A 12,409-nucleotide genomic window follows, 5' to 3' on the forward strand; every position below is an offset into this window, starting at 1 on the left:
TCCCGTCGCCAAAGCCGTTCGATGCGTTTGTCATTCACTTGCCAGCCTGCGTCTCTTAACAGGGCAGCAACTCGACGGTAGCCATATCGACCAAACTAGCGCGTCAGCTCGATCATATCCTCGACCAAGCGTTCTTCGTCAGCGCGTCCACGTGGTAATCGGCGTTGTGTGGATCGGTGCTGGCCCAGAACGCGACAAACCCGTCGTTCAGAAACCTTGAACTAACTACGAACATGGTTGATGCAGGCCCGCCTACGCGAGGGGCTCAGAAGTTTCCCGATGCGGCTTCCTTCAAGATCAACTTATCTAATGTCAGGTCAGAAACCGCACGACGCAGACGCTCGTTCCCTTTTTGTAGTCGCTTCAGTTCCTTGAGTTGTTCTGTGCCCATTCCGTCATACTTCTTCTTCCAACGGTAATAGGTTTGTTCAGTCACGCTGATCTGTCGGATCGCATCAATCCGGGGCAAGCCTCGACCCACCAGAGCTTCAACCTGCCGTAACCTCACGACAATCTCGTCTGGCTTGGATCTCTTGATCGCCATACTTGGTCCTCCGCTTTCCTAACTATAGGGGCGGACCACTTCAAAGGGAGAGGCTCAGCATCAATTAGAAAATGTAGAAAATGTAGAAAATGTAGAAAATGTAGAAAATGTAGAAAATGCAGTGACAGATTCCACAAATTACAAGGTGGGATTCGCCCGATCTTCAAGCGTTGACCAGAATCTAGATCTACAGATTTCGGCTCTGAAATAATGTGGCATTGCCGACGGTCTGATTTTTACTGACAAGATGAGCGGTGCTAGTCAGAAGCGGTAAGGACTGGAAGCGGCTGTGTGAGCTGCTAGGCGGTGCGGCGGTGAGTTTGTAGTCTGGAAACTAGACCGGCTAGGCGGAATCATGCGTGGCATCATCCAAACAATGCAAGAATTCGAGAAAGACGATGTGCGCCTGTTTAGTCTGACTGAGAGGTTTGACGTCGGCGGCCCGATGGTCAAGGGCATGATTCACATCATGGCGGCCTTGGCTCAAATGGAACGTGATTTACTTAGAGAGCGGACTATTGCTGGATTGAAAGCCGCGCGTGACCGTGGGCCATTGCACGGCAGACCGCAAGCAATGACTCCTGAAAGAGTGGCCAGGGCATCGGAGATGGTGTTGGATGGCGCAAGGCCGGGGCAGGTATTGCTTGTAATGCAGGCGATGCCAGGTCCAAAGATTAACCGATCCCGCGTTTATCAGTGGGTGAAAGATTTTAAAGAGCTGTCGTCAGAAGGGGTGGCGGTGTGATCCAGTTCATGAACCGATAGGTAGCCTGATATGGCTGTAGAGCTGGATGGCGGCAATATTTAAAATCCGCTCAATATAGAGGTGAACTTGGTAATTGCCGAAGGATTCTTAGGGCAGTGGATAAAGTCGCTTACACAGTCAGAAGTTTGGCACAGTCGAGAGCAAGGCGCTGTTGCATCGATGAAGTATGGAGTGGTATGGCTGGATTGTTACGCTCAAGGCCTCGAATTATCTCTAAAAGCAGTTCTGAGAGCAAAATGAATCCCAGAGCCCAAAGGGCAGCATAACGTCTATGGGATGTTCGAATTGCTAGTTGATGACACGATTTTGCCGGATAATCTAGTAAAACTGTTTAGTGCCGAAGGAGCACACGATTGAATTGAGGCCGAATCTATTTTTTTCGAAGAGGTGATTGGCGCACCTGAGAGGATTCGAACCTCTGGCCTCTGCCTTCGGAGGGCAGCGCTCTATCCAGCTGAGCTACAGGTGCCTGTTGAACGGCGGTATAGCCGTCGGATCAAGCTACTGCAATGGCAAACTTGATAAATTAAATTGTTTTGCACCCATCTTGAAAATGGCTATTGGTTGATTTGGGGCTGCTTTAAATTACTCTTCGATACCATTGGTATGTCACGGAAATTTCTATTTTAAACATAAAAAACCGCACATTGGTAGGTGTGCGGATTATATGAAATATGACAAGTTTGGTGGAGTTATCAGCCGCTCCAGCTGCGAACTTGGCCGCAGTCCATATGGACAAAATTGGAGCCCCTGTATTTCCCCACGCCGCCAGCACGACACGCTTGGGCGGCCTTAGCCATCTGCCCAACCGATCGCGAAGCCAGCCGCAGATCAGCTGCCTGACCACGCATATGAAGAGAGTTCTTGGCAACGCCCCGCGAACGCCTGCGCAACATTGCGTTAGTCTGTGGGCTGCGATAGCCGGACAACATCATATAGGGTTCATTCACCTCCAATAGGTTATGCGATGCTGCCATTATATCGATCGTGCGTGTATCAATCTCTTTGACCTGATCGTTCCGCCAATCGCGCATGAAGTAGTTGATTTCTTTGACCGCGTCTTTGATGTATTTGCCATCAATCCAATAGATCATATCGATCCGTTCACCGGTCCGGCCTGAGTACATCCGAATGCGCCGAATGTCGCCTGATCCTCGTAAAAAACCTGCTGCGTTAGAGAGTGTCGGAGCTGCAACAAGTGTGGTTGCTGCGAAAGCACCCAATAAGCCCCGCCGGGTCATGCCCGAAGTGTTGGTTTCTACCATAGTATCCTGCGCCGTCCCGTACGCTATTCCTGCCTGCGCTCGATGTTACGAGCGCCATTTTCATCCATCCCCGGATGTAACTTGTATGTCACAGGTCGATTCGTGTGCCAAGAAAGGATTGTAGCAACTTGTAACTATCTCCAATTTTCGGCGATTTTTTGCGCAAATTGCTACATTAACCCTAGTTTCTGTAATGTAATCAACTCTAGTTCAAAATGACTGCGTCTACATAGCATCAAGCAGTACACCGGTTCCAAGTTGATGAAAATGTGAATGGACTTCTCCCCCTAGTATTTACCAGAGTTTCATGTAGGCAGTGGCAAGTATTGATACGCAAACCGTTCAAGGAAGTTATGATATGATGTGTTTTCCCCATCTTAGTTTGTCTCCCAAATTAAGAGGAGGCGCTTTTGCACTTGCTCTTGGTGGTTTGGGTGCGGGGATGACTCCTTTGCCGGCGCAGGCGCAAGTTACAGCTTTTAAGCAAGCTATTGCGGAGGCTGCCTCGGTGGACGATGGTGTGGCTGCGTTTTATCGCGAAAATGACTATCTGCCAATCTGGACTGGGGCAGGCGAAAAGGATCGTGCGCGAAGGTCAGCGCTGTTGGCTGCACTTTCCAATTTGTCCGTCCATGGGTTGCCGGATCGATCCGTTGAAGTTGCTCGATTGACTGAGCAGATGCAAAATGCACGAACCACGCGCGACATTGGAATGGTTGAGGTAGCGCTGAGCCGAGCGCTGGTCGAATATGCGAACGATATTCAGACCGGATTTTTGGTTCCTTCCCAGATTGATGATGGCATGGTGCGGGTTAAACCAGAAGCCAGCAGCAATGCGTTTTTGACCGGTATTCGTGACGGACAGCCGACAACCTTTATTCGCTCTCTTGCGCCCAAATCGTCCCAATACCGGGCCCTGATGAAAGAGAAACTACGACTGGAAGGGTTGATTCAAGACGGGGGCTGGGGACCAACTGTAGCCAATCGAAAGCTAGAACCGGGCCAGAGCGGACCAGATGTTGTTGCGCTTCGCAACCGACTGACATCAATGGGGTATTTGGAACGAAGTGCCACAATGACTTATGATGGCTCAGTTGAAGCTGCCGTTCAACGGTTCCAGGCCGAACATGGGCTTGAGGCAGACGGTGTGGCTGGAAAGGGCACGATTGCCGAAGTGAACAAACCCGTTCAGGCGAGGTTGAAGTCGGTTATTGTCGCTATGGAGCGCGAGCGGTGGCTTCCGACCGAGCGGGGTGAGAGACATGTGCTTGTCAATCAAACAGATTTTACTGCGAAGATAGTGGATCATGGGAATATTACATTCGAGACACGCTCAGTGATCGGTAAGAACCAGAGCGACCGCCGTTCCCCTGAGTTTTCGGATGTAATGGAACATATGGTTATTAATCCAAGTTGGTATGTTCCACGGTCGATCGTAACCAAGGAATACCTGCCTCAACTAAAGGAAAATCCAAACGCAGCTAGGCACATAGAAATTACAGACAACCGTGGTCGTCAAGTCGACCGCAGTGCAGTTGATTTCACTCAATTTACAGCTAGATCGTTCCCATTTGCCATGCGCCAGCCTCCGAGTCGACGTAATGCATTGGGGCTGGTTAAGTTTATGTTCCCAAATAAACACAACATCTATCTTCATGACACGCCGGCCAAAAATCTGTTCTCTCGTGAGGTGAGAGCATATTCGCACGGTTGCATCCGTTTGGCCCAGCCGTTTGAATTCGCTTATGCGCTGTTGGCACGTCAGTCTGAAGACCCCAAAGCCTTTTTCCACCGTGTTTTGAATTCCGGCAAGGAAACCAAGGTTGAACTAGAGCAGAATGTCCCAGTGCACATCATCTATCGTACTGCGATTGTTTCCTCTAAGGGACGCCCGGAATTTCGCCGCGATGTTTATGGTCGTGACGCCAAAGTCTGGGCGGCACTTGAGCGGGCAGGGGTGGTATTGACCAGCGTTCAGGGGTAATCCTCAGGCCCTAAGCCAAACCACCGGGAAGGGCCTTTAATGTTTACCATTCGCCAGATAGCCGATGCTCTGGGCGCAAACGCCCAGGGCGACTTGGACCTGAAGATTTCCAGTGCATCAGAACCCGTTGATGCTGGACCGCAAGAACTAGCGATGGCTATGTCACCTAAATATGCCGATGCTCTGGATCAGGGGAGCGCCGTAGCTGCCTTGTTGTGGCCTGATGCAGATTGGCAAAAAATGGGTCTGAAAGCCGCAATTTTTTCGCCGCGACCTCGAATGGCTATGGCCGGCGTTACGGCCATATTAGACTTGGGGCAGGGGTTTAACACGGGTATTCACACTTCTGCAGTAGTGGATCCAACTGCAGAACTTGCTGACGGCGTAAGTGTCGGACCGCTTTCAGTAATCAGCGCGGGATCGCGAATTGGCGCTGGATCCATTATTGGCCCTCATTGTTTTGTTGGTAAGGATGCTGTGATTGGTGAAGATGCCTTTATGCGTGAAATGGTTTCCATTGGGGCGCGTGCGACAATTGGCGACCGGTTTATTGCACAACCTGGTGCACGAGTAGGGAGTGATGGGTTTTCATTTGTGACCCCAGAAGTTTCGGGTGTAGAAAACGTTCGTCAATCCTTGGCAGATCAAGGTGATGCGTCGGCTCAAAACTGGATGAGAATTCACTCTCTGGGGGCGGTGACCATTGGGTCCGATGTAGAGATCGGTTCGAATTGCACCATCGATAACGGAACAATTCGTAATACTGTTATCGGCGATGGTTGCAAGCTCGATAATCAGGTGCACATCGGCCATAACACCCGGATTGGAAGGGATTGTTTGCTTTGCGGCCAAACTGGCATTTCCGGCTCTGTTGATGTTGGCAACAACGTCGTGTTGGCTGGCCAATGCGGCGTGAATGACAATATTTTTATAGGCGACGGCGTAGTTGCTGGTGGCGGGACCAAGATTATCTCTAACGTCCCGGCAGGCCGGGTGGTCATGGGGTATCCCGCAGTGAAAATGGATACTCATACAGAAATTTACAAAGCACAGCGCCGCTTGCCACGGTTAATGCGAGATATTGAGGCATTAAAAAAGGCTGTTTTCAAATAGCCCCGAAGCCGATAGGTCAACATCGATGCGTTTGATCAGAGGTCTACAATGAGCATTCAAAGCAAGGTGTTTTCTATTCTTGCCGAACAGGCGTTTCTGGAGCCATTCGACGTTACTCTTGAGAGTACGCTGGATGAACTCGGGATTGATAGCATGGGGGTAGTTGAGTGCATTTTTGCGATTGAGGAAGAGTTCGACATAACCATTCCGTTTAATGCGAATGAACCTCAGAGAAGTGACTTTGACATATCGAATGTTGCCTCGATGATTTCCGGCATAGAGGCGCTAGTTTCGAAGAACTAACGGGAAACTGCGAGCGAAAGTGAGAGCATGAAACGCGTAGTCGTTACAGGGGCTGGAACCATCAATTCGTTGGGCCATTCTGTTCCGGCGACACTTGTTGCAATGCGCGAAGGAAAATGTGGCATTGGCGATCTAGAGTTCCGAGACGTTGATCGGTTGTCGATAAAAATTGGTGGCCAAGTACGCGGCTTCGAAGCCGAGGGTCGTTTTAATCGACAACAAATTAGCTTGTATGACCGGTTTACTCAGTTCACACTGACGGCCGCTAAAGAGGCAATTGATCAGTCTGGATTAGAATTTGGCGGCGAGCTAGCGGCGAAATCCGGGGTCGTGCTCGGCACCGCTGGTGGCGGTGTATCGACTTGGGATGACAACTACCGCTCGGTCTACGAGGACGGCAAAAACCGGGTCCATCCGTTTGTTGTACCCAAATTGATGAACAACGCTGCAGCAAGTCATGTATCTATGCAGCACAATTTGAAAGGCCCCAGTTTCACGGTCTCCACAGCCTGTGCGTCCTCCAATCACGCCATGGCGCAGGCCTTTCAAATGGTTCGAACTGGTTTGGCACCAGCCATGGTGACCGGAGGGTCTGAATCGATGTTGTGTTTTGGCGGTGTTAAGGCATGGGAAGGGTTACGGGTGATGTCCAAAGATGCATGTCGGCCGTTTAGTGCAAATAGAAATGGAATGGTACAAGGAGAAGGTGCAGGGATATTTGTGTTTGAAGAGTATGAACACGCACACGGTCGTGGTGCAGACATCCTGTGTGAAGTTATCGGTTTTGCAATGTCATCGGATGCCGCAGATATCGTGATGCCGAGCAAACATGGCGCTGCACGTGCAATTTTCGGAGCCATGAAAGACGCGGGCATTAATCCAGAGGAAGTTGGGTATATCAACGCGCATGGTACTGGGACAGCGGCCAACGACAAAACTGAATGTGCTGCCGTCGCGGACGTGTTCGGTCAGCATGCCGACAAGCTCATGATGTCTTCGACCAAATCCATGCATGGGCATTTGATCGGCGGTACCGGGGCAGTGGAATTACTGTCTTGTATCATGGCATTACGCGACGGAGTTATTGCTCCGACTATAGGATATCAGGAACCAGATCCGGAGTGCGCAATTGACGTGGTTCCAAATGAAGCCCGCGACGCCAAAGTAGAAGTCGCACTTAGCAACGCATTTGCCTTTGGCGGTTTGAACGCAGTTTTGGCTCTACGAAGTGTTTAAATTCACCTGACACGTAAAACCGTCGCTTCGAGTAAAGCGACGGTTTGGTTGTCTCAAATTGTCCGGTAGTTTACTATTCGGGGCCGACAATATCCACAATGTTGTACCCAGCAGTAAAGCCTTTCAACGACATTTTCATTTCAATGAGCTGATCAGGCGCGGGAGTAGGACGTAGAGACAAGGTGGCAGCTGTTCCTTTTTTAAAGGCATCGACGTCTGACTGTGTCAGACCGATTTCAGCAATGCAGCCCAACTGGTTGCAATACTTGTAGTTATAGCGTTTGCCCGCCCCCCCATCTACCGAAATAGTCAGTGCTGCGGGCAACAATGTCTCTAATGGAACGATTACCGTGGCAGCAGCAACCGCCTGTCCACCAGGCTGGTTAAGCCGGAACAATCGGATCTCGGCCATGGGATTCCCATTCGAATCCGCCAAGACTTGGATTATCGAACAAGGGTCTGTTCCAGCTTCCATCTTAAGGCAGACAAGATCCCAGTCTCCGTGCTTTTCTTTTGAATACTGGTCGCCAACTTGAGGGCCTTCGTTTACTGGCTGGCCGAGATCAAGCCCAGAATCAGCAGACGTCTCTGAGCTGGCTTCGGGTTGTCCTGTCGTCGGAGCGCTTTCTTGGGCTGCTAAGGGAACAGAAAACGCAAAAATTGCGGTAAGCGAAAGCTGTGTCAGGGATTTAAACATGAAAGTCTCTTTTCTTCTGAACGTCCACACAGGGCTTAGCATGGTGCGAAAGCAGTGTCAGGTGATTTTGCCGAGCCATCAGCGGGAATTGACTATTTCTTATGAACAAATGGGAACGCCTTGGAATTAAAGGTCAAAAAAGGGAACCATGACGGCTCCCTTTTTCGTTTGTTCTCCCCGTCGGACTGGCCGACCTATTATTGAGAGCGACGTTACGAAAGGGGCGGCGTTCGGTCAACAGCTAGAAACAAAAAAGATGCACAGATTTCTGAAAACCAAAGATTTACTGAAAGAGTCGGTCCCTGAAACATCCAATATTGGAAAAAATGGCCGTGCCACTTGGCACGGCCCAGTCTGACAGGGAGGAATGCCCGCTTGATTGCCAGGAGGGCTACAGCGGACAATTGTCACTATCGCACACAAAGGTTAAATTTATATTCGAAGAGAAGATCATTGAATTGAAACAGGATTCGAGCATGGATAACAAAGTTTTAGTTGGCGGGGGTGGAGAAGAGTATGGGGTCAAGCAAGGGTTGACCCTAAAATATGCCAACCGTCATGGTCTAATTGCCGGTGCGACTGGGACGGGCAAGACTGTTACCTTACAAGTTTTGGCAGAAGGTTTTTCCAATGCTGGCGTGCCGGTGATCCTATCTGATGTTAAGGGGGATCTTTCTGGTCTGGCAAAACCTGGTCGTAGGGACCACAAGCTACATGATGCATTTTCATCTCGTGCCGCCAAAATTGGATTTGATCAATATTCCTACCATGCTTGCCCTGTAACGTTTTGGGATTTGTACGGCGTGCAGGGACATCCTGTGCGGACTACGGTTGCTGAAATGGGACCGCTGTTACTGGCACGGCTTCTGGAGCTTAGCGAAGCACAAGAGGGTGTTTTGAACATTGCGTTTCGACTGGCGGATACCGAGGGACTTCCCCTTCTGGATCTAAAAGATCTCCAGTCAATGCTGGTATGGATCGGTGAAAACCGTAGCCAACTGACGATGCGTTATGGAAATGTCTCGACCGCGTCGATCGGTGCGATCCAGCGCCGGTTGCTGGTTCTAGAAAATCAGGGCGGTGACAAGTTGTTTGGTGAACCTGCATTGGAACTGAACGATTTGATGCGTTGTAACGCCGAAGGTAAGGGGATGGTCAATATTCTGGCCGCAGATAAATTGATGGCCGCACCGGGCCTCTATGCGACTTTTCTACTTTGGTTGCTGAGTGAGTTGTTTGAAGAATTGCCCGAGGTTGGCGACCCCGACAAACCAAAACTGGTCTTCTTCTTTGACGAGGCACACCTGTTGTTTGATGACGCGCCAAAGGCGTTGGTGGACAAAGTTGAACAGGTCGCGCGTTTAATCCGTTCCAAAGGTGTTGGAATCTATTTTGTCACCCAGAACCCTGCAGACGTGCCAGAGGATATCTTGGGGCAATTGGGGAACCGAATCCAACATGCGCTGCGGGCCTTTACCGCCCGAGATCGTAGGAACCTGAAGTTGGCCGCTGAGACTTACCGTGAAAACCCAATCTTCGTCACTGAAGACGCTATTCGTGAAGTCGGCGTGGGCGAGGCTGTGACCTCAATGCTGATGAAGAAGGGTATCCCCGGAATTGTCGAGCGTACTTTGATACGACCGCCAAGTTCGCAACTTGGTCCAATAACAAAAGCCGAAAGGGCCGAGGTTATGGCCTTGTCTGACATGGGGAACAAGTACGATACGGTACTGGACCGTAGGTCGGCCTATGAGATCTTATCCCAACGGGCGCAGGCTGCCGCTGTTGAGGCTGAACGTGTCGAGGAACGCACGGAAGAGTTGCCAACTTTAGAGCGTGAGTATCAATCGGCGCGCCGCTTTACAGGAAGCCGGGTAACCCGGTCATCTTCTCGCAGGACCCGGTCACGGGATACATTTGGCTCAGCAATGTCCGAAGCCGTGATCAAAGAATTAAGGGGCACCACTGGTCGTCGTATAGTGCGCGGCATCCTTGGTGGGTTGTTCAAAGGGCGCTAAACAAAACGGGCTTGGTTTTGAACCAAGCCCGTGCCTCCGGCAGAGGTACTTCTATCAAGAAGAATAGTATTATTTTGCATCTGCCGCCCTGGCGAACTAGGGCGGCAGTTTTTTATTTCTCTGGTATCAAACCGCGTGGGCTGAACCTGAGAACCAGTAACAAGATGAGCCCCATGGTAAACAGGCGCATATGCGCGGTGCTTTCTAGAAGGTGTAATTTTAGCGCGCTGTCATCGGCCATTCCGGAAGTGATTATGTTGATCAATCCGGCGCCCATCGGCTCAACTTTGATCCAGAAGAACCAGATAAAGATACCGCCCAGAACCGCGCCAAAATTGTTACCAGATCCGCCAACAACGACCATAACCCAAATCAAGAAAGTGAACCGAAGCGGGTTGTAGGTTCCCGGTGTCAGCTGACCGTCCAATGTTGTCATCATAGCGCCAGCGATGCCGCAGATGGCAGAACCCAGTACAAAGATCTGCAAGTGCCGGCGTGTGACATCCTTGCCCATTGCCTCGGATGCGGCCTCGTTGTCGCGGATTGCGCGCATCATCCGTCCCCAAGGACTTTTGAGAGCCATCTGTGCCATCCAGAGGAGTACCAGAAGAACGGCTGTAAACAGCAGAGAGTAACTGATCTTCACATAGAGGGTTGAGGCGGTGACTGGGTCCAGTCCAAGAGACGCTACAGTATCTAAGAAACCTGGGTCTTCCTGCAGATCAATCTCTTTTCTCATTGGACGGGGCAGACCAACGACGTTCTTGACGCCACGCGACAGCCAATCCTCGTTCTTCAGCACTGCAATGATAATTTCGGCGATACCGAGAGTGGCGATTGCCAGGTAATCGGAACGAAGACCAAGGGCCGTTTTCCCGATTAGCCAAGCAGCACCAGCAGCGAGCAGCCCACCAGCAGGCCAAGCAAGCAACACGGGAAGGCCCAAACCACCTAGGCTTCCAAGAAGCGCAGGATTGATTGCTTCGACACCGGAGACAGCTGGATCAAATATTGCACGATAGGCAAAGAAACCGCCAATCAGGATGCCAGCCAGAACCAACATCCGAGGCTTGCCGGCCGCCATATTCTTGGTAACGAAAACCGCTGCAACGACGGTGAGTGCACCAAGGATCAAGGCCATGATGATGCCAACGCCACCTTGGCTCCACGCACCTGGTGTCGGAGCTGATGTAACAAGTACAACGGCCAAGCCACCAAGAGCGGTAAAGCCCATGATGCCGACGTTGAACAACCCGGCAAACCCCCATTGCAGGTTCACCCCCAATGCCATGATGGCCGAAACCAACCCCATGTTCAGAATGCCAAGGGATGAGTTCCAAGAACCTGAAAAGATACCATAACTGGTGGTACCATCCAAGATGAGCAACAACCCGACAAAGGCGAACATAAGAGAGTGTTTTACAGTCTCGCTCATACCGATTTTCCTTTGAATAGGCCGGTGGGCTTGAACAGAAGAACGATCAAAAGGATCATGAACGAAACAGCGAACTTGTAGTCTGTGCTTAGCAGTTGAACTAATCCGTCGGGTTCCAGATTTTCAGGCATCAGATATCGCAGGACCTTTTTCCAAGCATATGTGATTGAGACTTCGGAAAAGGCGATGACAAATCCACCTGCAATAGCCCCCAGAGGGTTCCCAAGCCCGCCAACAATGGCGGCAGCAAAGATAGGCAGAAGCAGCTGGAAGTAGGTGAAGGGTTTGAACGACTTATCCAACCCGTACAACACACCGGCAATGGTCGCCAACCCGGCAACAATCATCCAAGTGTACATTACGACGCGTTCGGGATTAATGCCTGACAGCAGCGCCAGATCCTCGTTGTCTGAATAAGCGCGCATGGATTTCCCAGTGCGAGTGCGATTCAGAAACCAGAACAAGGCAACCACAACAACCACTGCGGTGATAATGGTAATGCCTTGGCTGGTCTTAAATGCCAATCCCTCGCGAAGGCCAGTCATCGCTTTGAAATCACGCGCAGAAATGATGAAGCGTTCGCCGTCGGCAAAGCGCTGATCGCCCGGGCCGATGATGAAGCGAACCAACCCGTTCATCATGAACATAACACCAAGTGAGACCATCACAAATATGACAGGTTTGGCTTTTTGCTCTCGATAGAACCGATAGACAAACTTATCCGTAAACAGCAATAGACCCATTGTGCCCAAAATGCCAAAGGGCAGGGCGAGCAGGGCGGTTGGTAGCGGGCCAAGGTTGATACCGACTGATTGCATCCACCATGTCACCAAAATGGTAGTCATAGCGCCAAAGGCCATAGTGTCGCCGTGGGCAAAGTTGGAGAACCGAAGCACGCCGTAGATAAGCGTGACACCCAGCGCACCCAGCGCCAATTGGCTGCCATAGGCGACCGCTGGGATCATTACATAGTTGGTAAGCGCCACAAGGGCGTTGAGAAGATCCATTAGTTGATCCCCGTTAAGCTAGGAAAATATCGCGTGCCGGA

The 12,409-nt window shown here is 50.8% G+C and carries 9 protein-coding genes, 1 tRNA gene and 2 pseudogenes; 6 read left to right on the plus strand and 6 right to left on the minus strand.

The genetic code is table 11. The features are described from left to right. Nucleotides 1-544 (minus strand): annotated as a pseudogene (locus DL239_RS17145) (IS3 family transposase); the annotation flags it as partial. 322 nt (nt 545-866) lie between these two features. Between DL239_RS17145 and DL239_RS17150 the strand changes: the two are divergent. Continuing rightward, nucleotides 867-1,289 (plus strand): annotated as a pseudogene (locus DL239_RS17150) (recombinase family protein); the annotation flags it as partial. A gap of 413 nt (nt 1,290-1,702) precedes the next feature. Here DL239_RS17150 and DL239_RS17155 read toward each other — a convergent pair. Next, nucleotides 1,703-1,779 (minus strand) — tRNA-Arg (locus tag DL239_RS17155). A gap of 226 nt (nt 1,780-2,005) precedes the next feature. Then, entirely contained in the window at nt 2,006-2,575 is a 570-nt protein-coding gene (gene mepK, locus DL239_RS17160; RefSeq protein ID WP_167685335.1) for a peptidoglycan L,D-endopeptidase MepK, read from the minus strand. 358 nt (nt 2,576-2,933) lie between these two features. Here mepK and DL239_RS17165 point away from each other — a divergent pair, with 358 nt between their 5' ends. From DL239_RS17165 to DL239_RS17180, 4 genes are read left to right on the plus strand one after another with little or no spacing between them, the layout of a single operon-like run. Beyond that, the gene (locus DL239_RS17165; RefSeq protein WP_167685400.1) at nt 2,934-4,559 is read left to right on the plus strand and encodes a L,D-transpeptidase family protein; all 1,626 of its coding nucleotides are present in this window, start codon (nt 2,934-2,936) and stop codon (nt 4,557-4,559) included. Between the two features lie 39 nt (nt 4,560-4,598). Continuing rightward, the gene (locus DL239_RS17170; RefSeq protein ID WP_167685336.1) at nt 4,599-5,672 is read left to right on the plus strand and encodes a UDP-3-O-(3-hydroxymyristoyl)glucosamine N-acyltransferase; all 1,074 of its coding nucleotides are present in this window, start codon (nt 4,599-4,601) and stop codon (nt 5,670-5,672) included. Nucleotides 5,673-5,720: 48 nt separating this feature from the next. Next, complete coding sequence (locus tag DL239_RS17175) at nt 5,721-5,975, plus strand: acyl carrier protein (protein ID WP_167685337.1); 255 nt, start codon at nt 5,721-5,723, stop codon at nt 5,973-5,975. A gap of 27 nt (nt 5,976-6,002) precedes the next feature. Further along, the gene (locus tag DL239_RS17180; RefSeq protein ID WP_167685338.1) at nt 6,003-7,211 is read left to right on the plus strand and encodes a beta-ketoacyl-[acyl-carrier-protein] synthase family protein; all 1,209 of its coding nucleotides are present in this window, start codon (nt 6,003-6,005) and stop codon (nt 7,209-7,211) included. Between the two features lie 73 nt (nt 7,212-7,284). Here DL239_RS17180 and DL239_RS17185 read toward each other — a convergent pair whose 3' ends face one another. Next, nucleotides 7,285-7,908: an invasion associated locus B family protein gene (locus tag DL239_RS17185; RefSeq protein WP_167685339.1), complete on the minus strand. Its 624-nt coding sequence runs from the start codon at nt 7,906-7,908 to the stop codon at nt 7,285-7,287. 476 nt (nt 7,909-8,384) lie between these two features. Between DL239_RS17185 and DL239_RS17190 the strand changes: the two genes are divergently transcribed. Continuing rightward, nucleotides 8,385-9,926: a helicase HerA-like domain-containing protein gene (locus DL239_RS17190; protein WP_167685340.1), complete on the plus strand. Its 1,542-nt coding sequence runs from the start codon at nt 8,385-8,387 to the stop codon at nt 9,924-9,926. A gap of 112 nt (nt 9,927-10,038) precedes the next feature. Here the strand turns inward: DL239_RS17190 and DL239_RS17195 are convergent, their stop codons facing one another. Together DL239_RS17195 and DL239_RS17200 are read right to left on the minus strand one after the other, a co-directional pair. Further along, on the minus strand, nt 10,039-11,361 hold the full coding sequence (locus DL239_RS17195) for a branched-chain amino acid ABC transporter permease (RefSeq protein ID WP_167685341.1): 1,323 nt from the start codon (nt 11,359-11,361) through the stop codon (nt 10,039-10,041). Beyond that, nucleotides 11,358-12,368, minus strand: coding sequence for a branched-chain amino acid ABC transporter permease (locus DL239_RS17200; RefSeq protein ID WP_167685342.1), 1,011 nt, complete (start codon nt 12,366-12,368; stop codon nt 11,358-11,360). The genes DL239_RS17195 and DL239_RS17200 overlap by 4 nt, the downstream gene beginning before the upstream one ends. Between the last annotated feature and the right edge of the window lie 41 nt (nt 12,369-12,409).

The sequence above is a fragment of the Parasedimentitalea denitrificans genome (genome assembly GCF_011813015.1).
Lineage (GTDB): Bacteria > Pseudomonadota > Alphaproteobacteria > Rhodobacterales > Rhodobacteraceae > Parasedimentitalea > Parasedimentitalea denitrificans.